General features: G+C 72.2%; 20 protein-coding genes. 16 read left to right on the top strand and 4 right to left on the bottom strand.

Annotation, left to right across the window (positions count from 1 at the left end):
• Positions 1-5: 5 nt before the first annotated feature.
• The gene (locus NNW99_RS05490) at positions 6-1,790 is read left to right on the top strand and encodes a CocE/NonD family hydrolase (protein ID WP_251057709.1); all 1,785 of its coding nucleotides are present in this window, start codon (positions 6-8) and stop codon (positions 1,788-1,790) included.
• A gap of 38 nt (positions 1,791-1,828) precedes the next feature.
• Complete coding sequence (locus NNW99_RS05485) at positions 1,829-2,407, top strand: GNAT family N-acetyltransferase (RefSeq protein ID WP_215117566.1); 579 nt, start codon at positions 1,829-1,831, stop codon at positions 2,405-2,407.
• Between the two features lie 18 nt (positions 2,408-2,425).
• Here the strand turns inward: NNW99_RS05485 and NNW99_RS05480 are convergent, their stop codons facing one another.
• Positions 2,426-2,773, bottom strand: coding sequence for a VOC family protein (locus tag NNW99_RS05480; protein WP_215117565.1), 348 nt, complete (start codon positions 2,771-2,773; stop codon positions 2,426-2,428).
• Between the two features lie 48 nt (positions 2,774-2,821).
• On the opposite strand from NNW99_RS05480, the gene NNW99_RS05475 reads away from it, so the two are divergent.
• Positions 2,822-3,277: a phage holin family protein gene (locus NNW99_RS05475; RefSeq protein WP_215117564.1), complete on the top strand. Its 456-nt coding sequence runs from the start codon at positions 2,822-2,824 to the stop codon at positions 3,275-3,277.
• A gap of 4 nt (positions 3,278-3,281) precedes the next feature.
• Here NNW99_RS05475 and NNW99_RS05470 read toward each other — a convergent pair whose 3' ends face one another.
• Positions 3,282-4,244, bottom strand: a complete 963-nt coding sequence (locus tag NNW99_RS05470) for an LLM class F420-dependent oxidoreductase (protein ID WP_215117563.1) — start codon at positions 4,242-4,244, stop codon at positions 3,282-3,284.
• A gap of 169 nt (positions 4,245-4,413) precedes the next feature.
• On the opposite strand from NNW99_RS05470, the gene NNW99_RS05465 reads away from it, so the two are divergent.
• The 13 genes from NNW99_RS05465 to NNW99_RS05405 all read left to right on the top strand — a co-directional run bounded on the left by NNW99_RS05465 (position 4,414) and on the right by NNW99_RS05405 (position 14,594).
• Positions 4,414-6,450 (top strand): NAD(P)/FAD-dependent oxidoreductase, encoded by a 2,037-nt coding sequence (locus tag NNW99_RS05465; RefSeq protein WP_215117562.1) that lies wholly within the window; start codon positions 4,414-4,416, stop codon positions 6,448-6,450.
• On the top strand, positions 6,447-8,294 hold the full coding sequence (locus NNW99_RS05460; RefSeq protein ID WP_215117561.1) for a transketolase: 1,848 nt from the start codon (positions 6,447-6,449) through the stop codon (positions 8,292-8,294). The genes NNW99_RS05465 and NNW99_RS05460 overlap by 4 nt, the downstream gene beginning before the upstream one ends.
• Positions 8,291-9,220: a non-homologous end-joining DNA ligase gene (gene ligD, locus NNW99_RS05455; RefSeq protein WP_215117560.1), complete on the top strand. Its 930-nt coding sequence runs from the start codon at positions 8,291-8,293 to the stop codon at positions 9,218-9,220. Before NNW99_RS05460 ends, ligD begins: the two co-directional genes overlap by 4 nt.
• A 91-nt stretch (positions 9,221-9,311) precedes the next feature.
• Complete coding sequence (locus NNW99_RS05450; protein WP_215117559.1) at positions 9,312-9,683, top strand: gas vesicle protein; 372 nt, start codon at positions 9,312-9,314, stop codon at positions 9,681-9,683.
• Between the two features lie 46 nt (positions 9,684-9,729).
• Positions 9,730-10,164 (top strand): gas vesicle structural protein GvpA, encoded by a 435-nt coding sequence (locus tag NNW99_RS05445; RefSeq protein ID WP_215117558.1) that lies wholly within the window; start codon positions 9,730-9,732, stop codon positions 10,162-10,164.
• Entirely contained in the window at positions 10,161-10,934 is a 774-nt protein-coding gene (locus tag NNW99_RS05440) for a GvpL/GvpF family gas vesicle protein (protein WP_215117557.1), read from the top strand. Before NNW99_RS05445 ends, NNW99_RS05440 begins: the two co-directional genes overlap by 4 nt.
• Positions 10,935-10,938: 4 nt before the next feature.
• Entirely contained in the window at positions 10,939-11,205 is a 267-nt protein-coding gene (locus NNW99_RS05435) for a gas vesicle protein GvpG (RefSeq protein WP_215117556.1), read from the top strand.
• Entirely contained in the window at positions 11,202-11,849 is a 648-nt protein-coding gene (locus NNW99_RS05430) for a DNA primase (protein WP_215117555.1), read from the top strand. Before NNW99_RS05435 ends, NNW99_RS05430 begins: the two co-directional genes overlap by 4 nt.
• Positions 11,846-12,970: an SRPBCC family protein gene (locus tag NNW99_RS05425; protein ID WP_215117554.1), complete on the top strand. Its 1,125-nt coding sequence runs from the start codon at positions 11,846-11,848 to the stop codon at positions 12,968-12,970. Before NNW99_RS05430 ends, NNW99_RS05425 begins: the two co-directional genes overlap by 4 nt.
• On the top strand, positions 12,967-13,308 hold the full coding sequence (locus tag NNW99_RS05420; protein WP_215117553.1) for a gas vesicle protein: 342 nt from the start codon (positions 12,967-12,969) through the stop codon (positions 13,306-13,308). Before NNW99_RS05425 ends, NNW99_RS05420 begins: the two co-directional genes overlap by 4 nt.
• The gene (locus NNW99_RS05415; RefSeq protein WP_215117552.1) at positions 13,305-14,060 is read left to right on the top strand and encodes a GvpL/GvpF family gas vesicle protein; all 756 of its coding nucleotides are present in this window, start codon (positions 13,305-13,307) and stop codon (positions 14,058-14,060) included. Before NNW99_RS05420 ends, NNW99_RS05415 begins: the two co-directional genes overlap by 4 nt.
• Before the next feature lie 16 nt (positions 14,061-14,076).
• Entirely contained in the window at positions 14,077-14,265 is a 189-nt protein-coding gene (locus NNW99_RS05410; RefSeq protein WP_215117551.1) for a gas vesicle protein, read from the top strand.
• A 59-nt stretch (positions 14,266-14,324) separates the two neighbouring features.
• Complete coding sequence (locus NNW99_RS05405) at positions 14,325-14,594, top strand: gas vesicle protein K (RefSeq protein WP_215124160.1); 270 nt, start codon at positions 14,325-14,327, stop codon at positions 14,592-14,594.
• A gap of 44 nt (positions 14,595-14,638) precedes the next feature.
• Here the strand turns inward: NNW99_RS05405 and NNW99_RS05400 are convergent, their stop codons facing one another.
• Together NNW99_RS05400 and NNW99_RS05395 are read right to left on the bottom strand one after the other, a co-directional pair.
• The gene (locus tag NNW99_RS05400) at positions 14,639-15,460 is read right to left on the bottom strand and encodes a class I SAM-dependent methyltransferase (RefSeq protein ID WP_215117550.1); all 822 of its coding nucleotides are present in this window, start codon (positions 15,458-15,460) and stop codon (positions 14,639-14,641) included.
• Positions 15,461-15,567: 107 nt separating this feature from the next.
• Positions 15,568-17,064 (bottom strand): bifunctional phosphatase PAP2/diacylglycerol kinase family protein, encoded by a 1,497-nt coding sequence (locus NNW99_RS05395; RefSeq protein WP_215117549.1) that lies wholly within the window; start codon positions 17,062-17,064, stop codon positions 15,568-15,570.
• Between the last annotated feature and the right edge of the window lie 35 nt (positions 17,065-17,099).

The following is a 17,099-nucleotide window of genomic DNA, read 5'->3' as shown; positions in this document are numbered from 1 at the left end:
TCCGTGTGTCCCGACGCGTGCCCAGATCCCGCGCGCCGCTCGCTCTCGCTCTGGGCGCCGCCCTGGCCGCCCCCCTCGCCCTCACGCCGCCCGCCACCGCCGCGGCGGACTCCTACACCGTCACCCCGCTGAAGTTCACCGTCCGCGCGGGCGACCGGACCTGCACGGTCGACGCCGACCTGTACCGCCCGGCCGGCGTGGACCGGAACCGCCGGGCGCCCGCCGTGCTCGGCACGAACGGCTTCGGCGGCAGCAAGTCGGACGGTTCGACGGACACCATCGGCAAGGCCTTCGCCCAGCGCGGCTACGTCTCCCTCATCTACTCCGGCCTGGGATTCGGCCGCAGCGGCTGTCTCATCTCCCTCGACGACCCGGCCGTCGACGGTGCCGCCACCGCGCGGCTGGTCGACTTCCTGGGCGGCACACGCGCCGCCGACGACGGCACCAAGGCCGACTTCGTCACCCTCGACCGGCCCGGCGACCCGCGCGTCGGCATGATCGGCGGCTCCTACGGCGGCGCCGTCCAGCTCGCCACGGCCGCCGTCGACCACCGCCTCGACGCCCTCGTCCCCATGATCACCTGGAACGACCTGGCGTACGCGCTGGACCCCAACAACGCCACCGGCGGCAACGGCGTCCCCGGCGTCTTCAAATGGCAGTGGACCAACGGCTTCTACCTCATCGGCGAAGGCCAGCCCCTGCTCCAGCCCAGCCTCGACCCCTCCCGCATCAACCGCCTCTCCTGTCTGCACTTCGTCACCAAGGCCTGCCGCACCATCCACACGCTCAACTCCGGCAGCTACCCCGCCGACCGGACCGCCGAGCTGCTCGCCTTCGCCCGCAGCGTCTCCCCGGCCTCCTACCTCCACCGTGTCAAGGCACCCACCCTGCTGGTCCAGGGGCAGGCCGACACCCTCTTCAACCTCAACGAGGCGACGGCGACGTACCGGACGCTCCGCGCCCAGGGCACCCCCGTGAAGATGATCTGGCAGTCCTGGGGGCACAGCGGCGGGCTCACCGGCCCCGCCGCCGGTGAACTCGATCTGTCGAAGGGCAACCTGGAGACCAGCTACGTAGGGCGGCGCGTCCTCGCCTGGTTCGACCGCCATCTGCGCGGCCGGACGCAGACCGACACGGGACCTGCCTTCGCCTACCACCGGGACTGGATCACCGACCCGGACCGCGCCTACGCCACCGCCGGCCACCTCCCGGCCCCGAGCCGGACGCTGTATCTCTCCGGCGACGGCAAGCTCGTCGACAACCGGAACAAGGTGGCCCGGGGCAGCCGCAAGTACACCAACTGGCTGACCCCCACCAGCCATTCGGAGAGCTCCCTGGCCGGTCTCATCGGCCTGCCCGACACCCCACCGCACGACACCGAGGGCACCTACCTCGGCTGGACCAGCGCACCCTTGTCCCACCCCCTCGACGTGGTGGGCGCGCCCCGGGCCACGCTCAAGGTGCACTCCCCGAAGGCCGAGCGCACCCAGAACTCCGGCGACGCGGCCGACAAGCTCGTTCTGTTCGCCAAGCTCTACGACATCGCCCCCGACGGCACCCGCACCCTGGTGCGCCGCCTGGTCGCGCCGGTCCGGGTCCCGGACGTGACCAAGAGCTTCACCGTCACGCTGCCCGGGATCGTGCACCGGTACGACAAGGGGCACCGGCTGCGGTTCGTGATCGCGGCGAGCGACGACGCGTACTTCGGCAACCGGGGCGTCAAACCGGTGACCGTGGTCAGCGGGCCGCGGAACACCGGGGTGCTCCGGCTGCCGGTGGTCGGTTCCTGACACCGAGGAAGCACAGGTGGCGCGGTTACTGTGGCGGGGTGCCGCACAACGCATCCCGCTACCTCGCCGAAGGCCCCCGGGTGGGCATCCGCCACTTCACCTACGGGGACGGCGCCGAGTTCACCGCCCGGGCACGGGAGAGCAAGGACCTGCACCACCCCTGGCTCTTCCCGCCCGAGAGCGCCCAGGCCTACACCGCGTACGCCGGGCGGCTCATCGAGGACCCGTCCAAGGCCGGCTTCCTCGTCTGCGAGAAGGACGAGGTCCGCGAGCAGGACGGCGGGGCCATCGCCGGGTTCATCAACATCAACAACATCGTCGAGGGCGGCTTCCAGTGCGGGGCGCTGGGCTACGGCGCCTTCGCGCACGCCGCCGGGCGGGGGCTGATGCGCGAAGGGCTGGACCTCGTCGTGCGGTACGCGTTCGGCCCGATGCGGCTGCACCGGCTGGAGATCAACGTCCAGCCGGGGAACGCCGCGTCGATCGCCCTGGCCCGCGGCTGCGGGTTCCGCCTGGAGGGCTTCTCGCCGAAGATGCTCTTCGTCGACGGGGCCTGGCGCGACCACGAACGCTGGGCGATCACCGCCGAGACGGTCACGGGGCCGGACCGGCACTGAGTCCGGCCCCGGCGGGCCTTACGCGTTGCGGTCCACGTACTCGTAGATCGACCCGTCCGGGTGCAGCGCGATCAGATTGCGGCCGGCCGGTGACGCGATGGGGCCCGCGACGATGTGGGCGCCGAGTTCGGTGAGCACCCGGTGGGTGTCGTCGACGTCCTTGACGGCGATCGTCGCGGACACCTTGCGCAGCACCTCCAGTTCGGCCGGGGGACCGCTCATCAGCAGGAAGCAGCCGATCGCCGCCACCTCGACACCGCCCCGTTCGAAGCGCTGGGCGGTGCCGCCCGCCAGCCGTTCGTAGAAGGGGATCGCGGTCTCGAGGTCGTCGACGCAGACGCGCAGTGTTGCACCCAGAATCTCCATGAGGACGAGCCTAGTTACGCGTCTGGGGGCACGGGTACCCGGACGGGTATGAAGCCGATGGATCACCTGGAGCATCTGGACAAGCATCTGGTTGACGAGCTGGCACAGGTGGCGCGTGAGACCGTGCGGGACGAACTGCGCGAGCAGACCCGCAAGCAGCGCCGCCGGGCGACCCTGTACGCCGCGTCCGGCGCCCTCGCCCTGTACGCGGGCGCGGCCCTCGCCCTCGCCGTGGGACTGGCCCTCGCCCTCGGACTGCCCGGCTGGGCGGCGGCGCTGATCACCGCCGTGCTCCTGGGCGCCGCGGCCTATGTGCTGCGTGGCATGGCCCGGCCGGACCGCCCGGGTTCCGGGCAGGGGGCCGACGCGGTCCCGGGCCGTGAGGAAGCGGGCCGGGCCGGCGCGGCGGCCGACGGTCTGCCGTATCCGCCCGTGCCGCCGGCCCCGCCCCACGTGCCTCCGCGGCCGACCGACGCCCCGGACGTGCCCCGCCCCAGGGCCTGACGCGTCAGAGGTCCTGCTGGAGCTGCGGCAGCACCTTCGTGCGGTAGAAGTCGAAGAAGCCGCGCAGGTCGGGGCCGATCTGGTTGACGTAGACCCGGTCGAAGCCCGCGTCGGAGAACCGCTTCAGCTCGGCGACGTGTGCCTCGACGTCGTCGCCGCACACCCGGTTCTCGCGCACCATGTCCTCGGTGACGAGCCGCTGCGCCTGCTCGAAGTGTTTCGGGGAGGGCAGCACCTGGCCCAGTTCCCCCGGCAGTTGCTCGTTCGCCCAGAGCCGGTGGACGGTGCGTACGGCCTCCTCCCCGTCGGTGTCGTAGCAGACCTTGGTGCCGCCGCTGACCGGCTTTCCGCCGCCTCCGCCCTTGCGGTACTGCTCCACCATCGTCTCGTCCGGCGCCATGGTGATGTAGCCGTCGCCGACGCGGGACGCGAGCTGGGTCGCCGCCGGGCCGAAGCCGGAGATGTCGATCGGGACCGGCTCGTCCGGCACCGTGTACAGACGGGCGTTCTCCACCGTGTAGTGCGGCCCGTGATGGTTGACCTCCTCGCCCGTGAACAGCCGGCGCATCACCTGGATCGCCTCCTCCAGCATGTCCAGACGGACATGGGCCGGCGGCCAGTGGTCACCGAGGATGTGCTCGTTGAGCGCCTCGCCGGAGCCGACGCCGAGCCGGAAGCGGCCCGCCGTCATCACCGCGCTGGTCGCTGCGGCCTGTGCCACCACCGCCGGGTGCATCCGCACGGTCGGACAGGTCACCGCCGTCTCGACCGGCAGCGACACCGCCTCGGACAGCGCGCCGATCACCGACCAGACGAACGGGCTCTGGCCCTGCTCGTCGTTCCACGGGTGGTAGTGGTCCGAGATCCACAGCGCCTGGAACCCGGCCTGCTCGGCCATCCGGGCCTGCTCGATCAGCTCGGCGGGTCCGTACTGCTCGCACGAGAGGAAATAGCCGTACTCGGGCATGGGGGAGTGCCTCCGCGACGTCGCCGGTCCGTGTCCCGCACCGGGTTACCCGGGCGCCGGGCCGGAAACCGGCGGTGTCGCGCCCGCGAGGGCCCGGTGGACGTTTGGGTGCCCTGGCCAGGGGGACGCGGAAGGCTCCCGAGGTACGCGACAGCGCCGGAGGCGAACCGTGAGTCGACCCCGCATCGTGATCGTCGGTGCCGGCTTCGCCGGTTACCGGGCGGCGCGCACCCTTGCCCGGCAGACCCGGGGCCGGGCCCACATCACCCTGCTGAACCCGACCGACTACTTCCTGTACCTGCCGCTGCTGCCCCAGGTCGCGGCCGGTGTGCTGGAACCGCGCCGGGTCACGGTCTCCCTCTCGGACACGCTGCCGCACGTACGCCTGGTGCTCGGCGAGGCCGACCGGATCGACCTCGACGGACGCACCCTGCACTACACCGGCCCCGAGGGCGACGGCGGCACCCTCGCCTACGACCGGCTGGTGCTCGCCGCCGGCAGTGTCAACAAGCTGCTGCCCGTCCCGGGCGTCGCCGAGCACGCGCACGGCTTCCGCGGGCTGCCCGAGGCGCTCTATCTGCGCGACCACGTGACCCGGCAGGTGGAACTGGCAGCCGCCGCCGACGACCCGAAGTCGTGCGCAGCGCGCTGCACCTTCGTCGTGGTCGGCGCCGGATACACCGGCACCGAGGTCGCCGCCCACGGGCAGATGTTCACCGACGCGCAGGTCCGCAAGCACCCGCTGCGCCAGGGCATGCGACCGCGCTGGATCCTGCTGGACGTGGCGTCGCGGGTGCTGCCCGAGATGGACGCCAGGCTCTCCGAGACGGCCGACCGGGTGCTGCGGCAGCGGGGCGTGGACGTGCGGACGGGGACCTCCGTGAAGGAGGCCACGCGCGACGGGGTCGTGCTGAGCGACGGCGAGTTCGTCGAGACCCGGACGCTGGTGTGGTGCGTGGGCGTACGGCCCGACCCGCTGGTGGAGTCCCTCGGGCTGCCCATGGAGAAGGGGCGGCTGCTCGTCGACCCGCATCTCCAGGTGCCCGGGCGGCCGGAGCTGTTCGCGTGCGGTGACGTGGCCGCGGTGCCCGATCTGGAGAACCCGGGCAGCTACACGCCGATGACCGCGCAGCACGCCTGGCGGCACGGCAAGGTCGCGGCCGAGAACGTCGCCGCGTCGCTCGGCCTCGGCGGGGCGAGCACGCCCTACCGCCACCGTGACCTGGGCTTCGTCGTCGACCTGGGCGGTGCGAAGGCCGCCGCCAACCCGCTCGGCGTGCCGCTGTCGGGCATACCGGCGGGTGCGGTGACGCGGGGCTACCATCTCGCCGCCATGCCCGGCAACCGGGTCCGGGTCGCCGCCGACTGGCTGCTGGACGCCGTACTGCCGCGCCAGGCCGTGCAGTTGGGGCTCGTACGGTCCTGGTCCGTGCCCCTGGACACGGCGTCGCCGGAGGTGGCCCGGGTGCCGGGCGGGCCTGGGCGGCGACGGGAGGCCGACGCGCGCTCGGGGCCGGGCGCCGCGATCCAGGCCGACACATACGACGGGGGGACCGGCACCGGGCCCGGGAAGGGCCGGGCCGGGAACGAGCCCGCGAAGGGGCAGCCCGGATCCGGGGTGACGCAGGTACAGCCCGGATCCGGGGCCGCGGAGCGCCGCTCGGAGACAGAACTCGCCAAGGGCCGGCCGAGCGGAGAACGGGCCAGGACCTGGCCCGCCGACAAGCCCGCCAAGGGCCCGCTCGGCGACCCGCGGTCCAGGAGCGGGGCCGGGGGTGAGCCCGCCGAGGGGCGGGCGGGTGGCGAGTGGGCCGAGGGGCGGCCGGGCGGTGAGCGTGCCGAGGGGCAGCCGGGTGGTGAGCGTGCCGAGGGGCAGCCGGGTGGTGAGCCCGCGCGGGATCAGCCCGGCGGAGAGCCTGCGAAGAATCAGCCGGGTGGTGAGCCCGCGCGGAGTCAGCCGGGTGGTGAGCGTGCCGAGGAGCAGCCGGGCCGGGAGCCCGCGCGGAATCAGCCGGGTGGTGAGCCTGCGAAGAATCAGCCGGGTGGTGAGCCTGCCAAGAACCAGCCCGGCGGTGAGCCCGCGAAGAATCAGCCCGTGCCCGCTCCACAGCCCCCTGACGATCAGCCGCCCCCGGGCCCCGGCATCGCCCCCGGCCCCGTCAAGCGTTCCGACCCACCGGACGACTCCGCGAAAGGAGACTCATGAACACCGGTGAACTCACCGATCTCGGCCGACAGCTGCGCGTGGACAGTGTCCGCGCCGCCGACGCCGCGGGCTCCGGGCATCCGACGTCCTCGATGTCCGCGGCCGACCTGATGGCCGTCCTGCTCGCCCGCCACTTCCGCTACGACTTCGACCGCCCCGCCCACCCCGGCAACGACCGCTTCGTGCTGTCCAAGGGGCACGCCTCGCCGCTGCTGTACTCCGCGTACAAGGCGGCCGGCGCCATCGACGACGAGGAACTGCTCACCTTCCGCAAGCTGGGCAGCCGTCTCGAAGGGCACCCCACACCGCAGCGTCTGCCGTGGGTCGAGACGGCCACCGGCTCGCTCGGGCAGGGCCTGCCGGTCGGTGTCGGCATCGCGCTGGCCGGCAAGCGGCTGGACCGCACCGGCTACCGCACCTGGGTGCTGTGCGGCGACAGCGAGCTGGCCGAGGGATCCGTGTGGGAGGCCGCCGAGCACGCCGGGTACGAGCACCTGGACAACCTCACCGTGATCGTCGACGTCAACCGGCTCGGCCAGCGCGGCCCGACCCGGCACGGCCACGACCTGAACGCCTACGCCCGCCGCTTCCAGGCCTTCGACTGGCACACCATCGAGGTCGACGGGCACGACGTGGACGCCGTCGACCGGGCCTACGGCGAGGCCGCCTCCACCAAGGGCCAGCCCACCGCGATCCTCGCCCGCACCCTCAAGGGCAAGGGCGTTGAGAGCGTCCAGGACCGCGAGGGCCTGCACGGCAAGCCGCTGCCGGAGGCCGAGGAGGCGATCGCCGAACTCGGCGGTCCGCGCGACATCCGCGTCCGGGTGCAGGAACCGCCGGCCGCCCGCATGCTGCATTCCGTCCACACCGGGAACTACGAACTTCCCACCTGGGACAAGGGCGAGGAGGTCGCCACCCGCAACGCCTTCGGTGAGGCGCTCGCCGCGCTCGGCACCGGCCGCGGCGACATCGTCGCCCTGGACGGAGAGGTCGGCGACTCCACCCGCGCCGAGTTCTTCGCCAAGGAGCACCCCGACCGCTACTTCGAGTGCTACATCGCCGAGCAGCAGATGGTCGCCTCGGCGGTCGGACTCGCCGCACGCGGCTGGATGCCGTACGCCGCCACGTTCGCGGCCTTCCTGACCCGGGCCCACGACTTCATCCGGATGGCGTCCGTCAGCGGCGCCGGCATCAACCTCGTCGGCTCGCACGCGGGCGTCGCCATCGGCCAGGACGGGCCCAGCCAGATGGGCCTGGAGGACCTGGCGATGATGCGCGCGGTGCACGGCTCGACCGTGCTGTACCCGTGCGACGCCAACCAGACCGCCCGGCTCGTCGGCGCGATGGCCGGCCTGGAGGGCGTCCGCTATCTGCGCACCTCGCGCGGCGAGAGCGCGGTGCTCTACGGCCCAGACGAGGAGTTCCCGGTCGGCGGGAGCAAGGTGCTGCGCTCCTCCGAGCACGACCGGCTGACCCTCGTCGCGGCGGGCGTCACCGTGCACGAGGCACTGGCCGCCGCCGACGCCCTGGAGCGGGAGGGCATCCAGGCGCGGGTGATCGACCTGTACTCCGTGAAGCCCGTCGACCGGGCCACCCTGCGCCGGGCCGCCGAGGAGACCGGCTGCCTGGTGACCGTCGAGGACCACCACCCGGAGGGCGGCATCGGGGACGCGGTCCTCGACGCCTTCACCGACGGGCGGCCCGTCCCGCGTCTGGTGCGGCTCGCCGTACGGTCGATGCCCGGCTCGGCGACCCCGGCCGAGGCGCTGCACGCCGCCGGCATCGACGCCGAGTCGATCGCGGCGGCCGGGCGGCTGCTGGTGGAGGAGGCGGTCGTGCCGTGAGCGGCGGCGACGGCACGCGCGGGGTGCGGGCGGGCCGTCGCACCGTGACGGTCCACCGGCCGGACAAGGTGCTCTTCCCCGGTGGCGCGCACGCGAAGGAGTACACCAAGGGCGACCTGGTGGACTACCACCGGGCCGTCGCGCCCTTCATGCTGCCGCACCTGCGCGGCCGTCCGCTGATGCTGGAGCGGCATCCCGACGGGCTCGACGGCCCGAGGTTCATGCAGAAGAACACCCCGGAGCACTACCCGGAGTGGATCAGGCGCGTCGAGCTGGCCAAGGAGGGCGGCACCGTCTGCCACACCGTCTGTGACGACACCGCCACCCTCCTCTATCTCGTCGACCAGGCGAGCATCGCCCTGCACCGCTGGCTGTCCCGCGCCGACAGCGCCGACCACCCCGACCGGCTGGTCTTCGACCTCGACCCCGCGGGCGACGACTTCGAGGCCGTGCGCGAGGCCGCCCGGCTGCTCGGGGAGCTCCTGGACGAGCTGGAGCTGCCCTCGGCGCTGATGACCACCGGCTCGCGCGGACTGCACGCGATCGTGCCGCTGAACGGCCGGCACGACTTCGACGAGGTGCGCGCCTTCGCCCACGACGTCGCCGAGACCCTCGCGGGCGCCCACCCCGACCGGCTCACCACCGCCGCCCGCAAGAAGGACCGCGGCGGGCGGCTCTACCTCGACGTGCAGCGCAACGCCTACGCCCAGACCGCCGTCGCCCCCTTCACGGTCCGGCCCCGGCCGGGCGCGCCCGTCGCGACCCCCATCACCTGGGACCAGCTGGACGACCCGGAGCTGCACGCCCGCGGCTGGACCATCGCCGACGCCGTCGAGCAGGCCCGCACCAATCCCTGGTCAGGGCTGCTCAGCCGCGGCCGGGCGCTCGGACCGGCCCGGCGGCGGCTGAACGCTCTGCGCGGCTGAGCCCCACCCGCCTCGCCGGGCGGGTGGCAGATGCATGAGACCCCGGAGGTTTGGCGAACACTCTTGCGGCCACACGGAGGGGGAGGTGGCCATGTCGAACACAAGAAACACGCAAGAGTCACAGGGTTCACAGAAATCCCAGGACTCTCAGAATTCGAGCAAATCGAACGACAAGCAGACGGCCCGGAAGCGGCCGAGCCCGATGGACGTGCTGCGTCAGGCGCGCGGCCAGCTCGCCGAACTCACCGGTATGGAAGCCGAGTCCGTGTCGTCCTTCGAGCAGACGGACGAGGGCTGGGCGCTGGAGGTCGAGGTCCTCGAACTCGAGCGCGTGCCCGACACGATGAGCCTGATGGCGAGCTACCAGGTGGAGCTCGACGCCGACGGGCAGCTCACGGGTTACCGGCGCGTCCGCCGCTACGAACGCGGTCGATCCGACGCGCGCAGGCCCGGCGGCCGCTAGGCCGCCCGACCGGACCCGCACCCACACACGAGGAGGAACACCCGGCATGACAGTCGTACCGGCACAACAGTCCGGCGGCGGAGGCGGCAGCAGCGGCCTCTATGACGTGCTTGAACTTGTTCTGGACAGGGGGCTCGTCATTGATGCATTCGTGCGAGTCTCCCTGGTCGGCATCGAGATCCTCAAGATCGACGTCCGCGTCGTCGTCGCCAGCGTCGACACCTATCTGCGCTTCGCCGAGGCGTGCAACCGGCTCGACCTGGAGGCCGGTCCGCGCAAGGACCCGGGCCTGCCCGACCTGGTCGGTGAGATGACCGAGTCCGGAGCGCGCGGCAAGTCCAAGGGGGCGCTGTCGGGTGCCGCCGAGACCATCTCCGACGCCTTCAAGCAGGCGCGCGAGGACGGCTCCGAGCGCCAGGGCGAGTCCCGCCCCCGCGCCCGTAAGAGCACGTCGTCCCGCCGGAAGGAGGAGCAGGAGTGAGCACCTACGTCTACGGCATCGCGGCCGACTCGCACCCGGCGCTGCCCGAGGGCATGGGCGGTGTGGGCGACCCGCCCCGCCAGGTGCGCATCCTGCGCGAGGGTGACCTGGCGGCCATCGTCAGTGACGCCCCCGAGGGGCTGCGACCCAAGCGCAGGGACCTGCTCGCCCACCAGAACGTGCTCAGCGAGGCGGGTGCGGCCGGCTGTGTGCTGCCCATGCGGTTCGGCAGCGTCGCCCCGGACGAGAACTCGATCACCGGAGTGCTCGCCGAGCGTGCCGAGCACTACAAGGAACGCCTGCGGGCCCTGGAAGGCCGGGTCGAGTACAACCTCAAGGCCAACCACGTCGAAGAGGCCGTCCTGCACCAGGTGATGGCCCAGGACCCCGACATCCGCGGTCTCGCCGAGGCCAACCGGCAGTCCGGCGGCGGCAGTTACGACGACAAGATCCGGCTCGGCGAGCTGGTCGCGGCCGCGGTCAAGGGCAGGGAGGCCGACGACGCCGCCGCACTCAGGGGCGCGCTGGACTCCGCCGCCGCGGACGTGAGCGTGGGCCCCGAGTCCACCGGCTGGCTGACCAACGTGTCGTACCTGGTGGACCGGGAGTCGGCCGAGCACTTCCTGGCCGCGGTCGAGCAGGCGCGCAAGGACATGCCGCACCTGGAGGTGCGGGTCAACGGCCCGCTGCCGCCGTACAGCTTCGTCGAGCCCGGCCCGGCCGAGCCGGCGGGCACCACGGTGAGCGGCACGGAGACCGGAGCGGGGTGACGACATGGGCTTGATCTCGGAGGTGCTGCTGCTGCCGCTCGCACCGGTGCGCGGCAGCGCCTGGGCCATCAGACAGGTGGTGCAGGAGGCCGAGCGGATCTACTACGACCCCGCCACGATTCAGGCCGAACTGGCCCGCCTCGAGGAGCGGCTGGAGGCCGGAGAGATCACGGAGGAGGAGTTCGACCGTCTCGAGGACGAACTCCTCGACCGGTTGGAGACCGCCTCGCGCGGGAGCGCGGGAACAGGCCAACAAGGGACGGCACAATGAACCGAACGGCACTGGGCCTCGCGGTGGGGGCCGGATACCTCCTGGGACGTACCAAAAAGCTGAAGATGGCGATCGCCGTCGGCGGACTGGTGGCCGGGAAGAAGCTGAACCTGAGCCCGCGCATGGTCGCGGAGCTGCTCCAGCAGCAGCTGAAGAACAACCCGCAGTTCAAGGAGATAGGCGACCAGCTGCGCGAGGATCTGCGCGGTGTCGGCAAGGCCGCCTCGGGTGCCATGGTCGAGCGGCAGATCGACGCCCTCGCCGACCGGCTGCACGGCCGGACCGCCCAGGTGCGCGACCAGCTGACGGGCGTGGTGCCCGGCGGGCTGGACGAGGACGCCGAGTACGAGGACGCCGAGGACGAGGAGCCCGAGGAGCCCGAGGACTCCGCGGAGGAGGACGAGGAGCCGGAGCCGGCGGCGAAGAAGGCCCCGGCGAAGAAGGCCCCCGCCAAGAAGGCACCTCCGAAGAAGACGGCCAAGAAGGCGCCCGCGAAGAAGGCCCCGGCCAAGAAGGCACCCGCGAAGAAGACGGCGGGCCGGAAGGTCGCGGCGAAGAAGACCACGGCCGCGAAGAAGGCGACCTCCGGGAACCGGGGCGGCAGCGCCCGGGGCCGACTGCCGAAGGGAGGCGGTGAGGGATGAGCGACACCCTGGGATCGGCGAAGTCCGCCGCGAACGGCGCGACGAAGAACCCGCTCACCGACCTGGCCCACAGCGAGGCCGCCGACCGGCTGAAGGCCGAACTGCAGGAGTACCTCGCCGCTCAGGCCACGCGCATGCTGACGGGCGTGGGCCGCAAGCTCGGCGAGACCACCGGCAAGCTGAACGACATCGCGGAGGGCAACAGCCCCGGCTTCGCGAAGCTCGCCCTCGACGGCGGCAAGAAACTCGCCGAGGGCAAGAGTCCGCTGCGCGCAGCCCTGGAGACGGGCGGCTCACGCCTCAAGGACAAGGTCACCGGTGCCTTCAAGGGCCTCAGCGGCAAGGGCAAGGGGAAGGGCCGTTCCGGCAACAAGCCCACCGTCATCATCGAGCACATCGATGTCGGCGTACCGCTGCGCACGGCGTACGACCAGTGGACCCAGTACCAGGACTTCAGCACCTTCGCGAAGGGTGTGAAGGCCGCGAACAAGGCCGACGACACCACCTCCGACTGGCAGTTGAAGGTCTGGTGGTCCAACCGCAGCTGGAAAGCGACCACGACCGAGCAGGTCCCCGACGACCGGATCGCCTGGACCTCCGAGGGCGCCAAGGGCACCACGAAAGGCGTCGTCTCCTTCCACCGGCTCACCGACAGCCTCACCCGCGTCCTGCTGGTCATCGAGTACTACCCCTCCGGTTTCTTCGAGAAGACCGGCAACATCTGGCGCGCCCAGGGCCGCCGTGCCCGGCTCGACCTGAAGAACTACGTCCGCTTCATCACGATCAAGGGCGAGGCGGAGGACGGCTGGCGCGGCGAGATCCGCGACGGCGAGGTCGTCGTCAGCCACGAGGACGCGCTCGCCGAGGAGGAGTCCGAGGAGGAGAGCCCCGAGGGCGAGGAGCCGGAGGACGAGGAGCCCGAGGGCGAGTACGAGGAAGAAGAGGAAGAGGAAGAACCCGAGGGCGAGTACGAGGAGGACGCCGAGGCCGAGTACGACGAGGAAGCCGAGGGCGACGGGGAAGCCGAGGGCGAGGATGAGCCTGAGGCCGAGTACGACGAGGAGCCCGAGGAGGAGTACGAGGACGAGGAAGAGTACGCCGAGGGCGGGAGCCGTCGATGACGACGCCCAGCAGGATGCCCGAACCCTATGGAGGCCAGGGGAGCAGCGCCAACCTCGCTGACATCCTGGAACGGGTGCTGGACAAGGGCATCGTCATCGCGGGCGACATCCGCATCAACCTGCTCGACATCGAACTCCTCACGATCAAGCTCCGCCTCATCGTCGCCTCCGTCGACAAGGCCAAGGAGATGGGCATCGACTGGTGGGAGAGCGACCCGAACCTCAGCTCCCGGGCCCGCCGTGATGAACTGACCCGTGAGAACGCCGAGTTGCGCGAGAGGCTGGCCCGGCTGGAGGAGCTGGAGCCCGGCCGCGCGGAGAAGAAGGAGGCCCCGTGACCGGACTGCGGTACGTCTACGCCGTCTGCCGCCCCTTCGGTACGCCGCTGCAGTCCCAGCTGTCGGGGGTGGCGGGTGATCCGCCCCGGGCGCTGACCCACCACGGTCTCGTCGCGGTGGTCAGCCATGTGCCGGAGCGGGACTTCGCCGAGGAACCGCTCCACCGCCATCTGGAGGACCTGGACTGGCTCACCGAGACCGCCCGGGCCCACCAGGGCGTGATCGACGCGCTCACCACCGTCACGACCCCGCTGCCGCTGCGGCTCGGCACCGTCTTCCGGGACGACAGCGGCGTACGGATGATGATGGAGGCCCGTGAGGAGGACTTCCAGCGCACCCTCGACCGGCTGGAGGGCCGGGTCGAGTGGGGTGTGAAGGTGTACGCCGAGTCCGAACAGCGGGAGAGCGCCCGGCCCGCGCAGAAGGCCACGTCGGGCCGGGACTATCTGCGGCAGCGGCGCATGCAGACCAGGTCGCACGAGGAGATGTGGCAGAAGGCCGAGCATTTCTCGACCCGACTGCACGAAAACCTCTCCGCGTTCGCGGAGGATTCCCGGCTGCATCCCCCGCAGAACCCCGCGCTTTCCAAAGCGACCGGGCAGAACGTATTGAATGCGGCATATCTGGTGCCGCGCGCCCATTCCGAGGAATTCGTGGAACTGGTGGACCGCACGAAGGGCGATGCGCCCGGAATGCGCATCGAACTCACCGGCCCCTGGGCGGCGTATTCGTTCGCCGGGGAGGCCACATGAACGACGGAGAGAAGCCGTGACCGTAGTGGAACGCCGTGAGGTCGCCCTCGTGGACCTGCTCGACCGGCTGCTCGCCGGCGGCGTCGTGATCACGGGGGACATCACGCTGCGCATCGCCGACGTCGACCTGGTCCGCATCGACCTCAACGCGCTCATCAGCTCGGTGAACGCCCAGGTGTCCTCGCCGTTCGAGGAGTTGCAGTGACGTCAGCCGACAGCCCCCGTCCCACCCCCCGGCCCAACCCCCGTCCGCAGCGCAACCGGATGGACCTGGAGCCCGACACCGTCGAGCGTGACCTGGTCAAGCTGGTGCTGACGGTGGTGGAACTGCTGCGCCAGCTCATGGAACGCCAGGCGGTGCGCAGGTTCGACGTGGGGGATCTGACCGAGGAGCAGGAGGAGCGGATCGGGCTCACGCTGATGCTGCTCGAGGAACGGATGGCGGAACTGCGCGACCGCTACGGACTGGGGCCCGAGGACCTGAATCTGGACCTCGGCCCGCTCGGGCCCTTGCTGCCCCGGGACGGGGGCTGAATCAGCCGGCTGATTCAGCGGGCTGATTCAGCCGGAATTCCGTCTCAGGCGTCCTTTCGGCACAGAATTTCTCCGTGCAGCACGCTGAACCAGCCGTCCTCCTGCTCGCCCCACGCGCGCCACGCCGCGGCGGCGGCCCGCAATTCCTCGTCACCGGCGTGCCCGCCCAGCCGGGCCCGGTCGGCGTAGGTCGAGGCAAGGGTGCGGTCGGCCCACATTCCGCTCCACCAGGCCCGCTCCGAAGGCGTGGCGAACGTCCATGTCCCGGAGGTCGCCGTGACGTCCGTGAGCCCGGCCTTCAGTGCCCAGGCCCTCAGGCGGCGACCGGCGTCCGGTTCGCCGCCGTTGGCCCGGGCGACCCGGCGGTAGAGGTCCAGCCAGTCGTCGAGCCCCGCGGACTGCGGATACCAGGTCATCGCCGCGTAGTCCGCGTCCCGCGCGGCGATGATGCCACCGGGCCTGACGACCCGTTTCATCTCCCGCAGGGCTTGCACGGGGTCCCCGACGTGCTGGAGGACCTGGTGGGCGTGGACCACGCAGAAGGTGTCGTCCGGGTAGTCCAGGGCGTGGACGTCGGCGACGGCGAAGTCGATGTCGGCCAGTCCCCGCCCGGCCGCCGTGGCGCGCGCCTGCTCCAGGATCTCCGGTACCCGGTCGACGCCGGTGACGTGCCCGCCGGGCACCAGCTCCGCGAGGTCGGCGGTGATGGTGCCCGGGCCGCAGCCGATGTCCAGGATCCTCATGTGCGGCTTGAGCGAGGGCAGCAGATAGGCGGCCGAGTTGGCGGCGGTCCGCCAGGTGTGCGAGCGGAGCACCGACTCATGGTGCCCGTGCGTGTAGACGGCGGTCTCCCGAGGTTCGGGCATGGCGGATCCCACCCCTTCCGTTCTTCCGGTCGGCATGGGATCACCGTACGCACCAGGGCCGAATAATGAGACCCCGCATCCCGGTATCTGGACTGACGGAGTGTCAGTCAGTAGCCGGTGACGGGCCGGTACACGGTCAGCGCCTCGGGCAGCTTCTCCAGGGTCACGCGACCCTCGACGTCGATGACCTCGCCGTCGTAGGCGAGCAGCGTGCCGGGTGCCACGTGGTCCAGGCGCAGCCGTCCCACCTGGACGGCGGCATGGGCGGGCGAACGGGTCAGCGGTCCCGCGAGGGCGGCGGCCAGCAGGCGCGCGGCGGGCCGACGCCCCCCGTGCACTACCCGCACATCGAGCTGCCCGTCCGCGAGATCCAGTCGGCGCCCGGGCGCGAGCCCCACACGGTGATAGGTGCCGTTCCCGGCGAACAGCAGCCACAGCGGACGCGTACGGCCCCGGAACTCGGCCTCCAGCGGATGCCGGTCGGCCCGCAGCACGCGCCGGGCCGCGAGGAGACCGGCCGGCCAGCCGCCGATCCGGTGCGACCAGCGCTCCCGCTCGCGCACCAGCTCCGGATAGACACCGACACTGCAGGTGTTGAGGAAGACGCCGTGCCTCTCGCCGCAGGAGAACCGGCCGACGTCCACGCGTACGGCATCGCCCTGGCGCAGCGCTCGGGCCAGATCGCGCGCGTCCTCCACGCCCAGGTCGTAGGCGAAGTGGTTGAGGGTGCCGCCGGGCAGCACGGCGAGGGGCAGCCGGTGCTTCAGGGCGACGCGGGCGGCGGTGTTCACGGTGCCGTCGCCGCCGCACACGCCGAGGACCCGGGCCCGCCCGGCCGCCTCCTCCAACGCGGCGGCCACGTCCTGCGGCGCGCACTCGACGACCTCGGCCCGGGGGAGTTCGTCGCGCAGGGCGCGGGCCCGCTCGGCGGTTCCCGCGGCGGTGTTCGCCACGAGCACGAGCCCCTCGCCCTCCAGCAGCGCCGGGACCTCGGCCCGGGGGCGGGCCGGCGGGATGGCCTGTGACCGCGTCGGCACCAGGCCCCGCACGGCGAACGCGGCCCCCGCGCCCAGGGCCGCTCCGGCCAGGACGTCGCTCGGGAAGTGGGCGCCCGTGTAGACACGGGAGAGGGCGACCGAGGCGGCCACCGGCGCGACGACCGCGCCCCAAGCCGGGGACTCCAGGGCGACACCGGTGGCGAAGGCGGCGGCCGAAGCGGCGTGCCCGGAGGGGAACGACGTGGTGATCGGCTGCCGCCCCAGCCGCCTGATCAGCGGGACCGGGTCCAGCGCCGGGCGGGAGCGGCGCACCGAGCGCTTGCCGAGGGTGTTGACGGCGAGGGAGGCGAGGCCCAGCGAGGCCAGGCCCCGGGTCGCCGCGCGGCGGGCCCGGGGCGTGCGGCTCGCCGCGAGGGCGGCGGCGGCCACGCACCACAGGACGCCGTGGTTCGCGCTGCGGCCGAGGCGGGGCAGGACGGGTCCGGCCCCGGGCCAGTGCCGGTGGGCCGCGGCCTCGAAGAGACGGCGGTCCAGGGTGAGGACGCCGTCGCGCAGGGGGTGGTGCCCGGGCTTCGTCGTGGTGAGGTCCAGGTCGGGGGTTGTCATGGGGTGCGGGTACCCGGAGGGGGGTGGGCACACCG

Source organism: Streptomyces sp. CRCS-T-1 (assembly GCF_024442335.1).
GTDB classification, from domain to species: Bacteria; Actinomycetota; Actinomycetes; order Streptomycetales; family Streptomycetaceae; genus Streptomyces; species Streptomyces koelreuteriae.
Note: the sequence above shows the minus strand (reverse complement) of the source record. Positions and strands in the feature narration are given on the sequence as shown.

What these genes read in the sequence shown, in the direction of transcription:
- NNW99_RS05425 (WP_215117554.1), top strand. Translation starts at nt 11,846, where the DNA reads ATGAGCGACACCCTGGGATCGGCGAAGTCCGCCGCGAACGGCGCGACG.
- NNW99_RS05430 (WP_215117555.1), top strand. Translation starts at nt 11,202, where the DNA reads ATGAACCGAACGGCACTGGGCCTCGCGGTGGGGGCCGGATACCTCCTG.
- NNW99_RS05420 (WP_215117553.1), top strand. Translation starts at nt 12,967, where the DNA reads ATGACGACGCCCAGCAGGATGCCCGAACCCTATGGAGGCCAGGGGAGC.
- NNW99_RS05460 (WP_215117561.1), top strand. Translation starts at nt 6,447, where the DNA reads ATGAACACCGGTGAACTCACCGATCTCGGCCGACAGCTGCGCGTGGAC.
- NNW99_RS05405 (WP_215124160.1), top strand. Translation starts at nt 14,325, where the DNA reads ATGGACCTGGAGCCCGACACCGTCGAGCGTGACCTGGTCAAGCTGGTG.
- NNW99_RS05470 (WP_215117563.1), bottom strand. Translation starts at nt 4,244, where the DNA reads ATGCCCGAGTACGGCTATTTCCTCTCGTGCGAGCAGTACGGACCCGCC.
- NNW99_RS05475 (WP_215117564.1), top strand. Translation starts at nt 2,822, where the DNA reads ATGAAGCCGATGGATCACCTGGAGCATCTGGACAAGCATCTGGTTGAC.
- NNW99_RS05395 (WP_215117549.1), bottom strand. Translation starts at nt 17,064, where the DNA reads ATGACAACCCCCGACCTGGACCTCACCACGACGAAGCCCGGGCACCAC.
- NNW99_RS05480 (WP_215117565.1), bottom strand. Translation starts at nt 2,773, where the DNA reads ATGGAGATTCTGGGTGCAACACTGCGCGTCTGCGTCGACGACCTCGAG.
- NNW99_RS05400 (WP_215117550.1), bottom strand. Translation starts at nt 15,460, where the DNA reads ATGCCCGAACCTCGGGAGACCGCCGTCTACACGCACGGGCACCATGAG.
- NNW99_RS05445 (WP_215117558.1), top strand. Translation starts at nt 9,730, where the DNA reads ATGACAGTCGTACCGGCACAACAGTCCGGCGGCGGAGGCGGCAGCAGC.
- NNW99_RS05435 (WP_215117556.1), top strand. Translation starts at nt 10,939, where the DNA reads ATGGGCTTGATCTCGGAGGTGCTGCTGCTGCCGCTCGCACCGGTGCGC.
- NNW99_RS05450 (WP_215117559.1), top strand. Translation starts at nt 9,312, where the DNA reads ATGTCGAACACAAGAAACACGCAAGAGTCACAGGGTTCACAGAAATCC.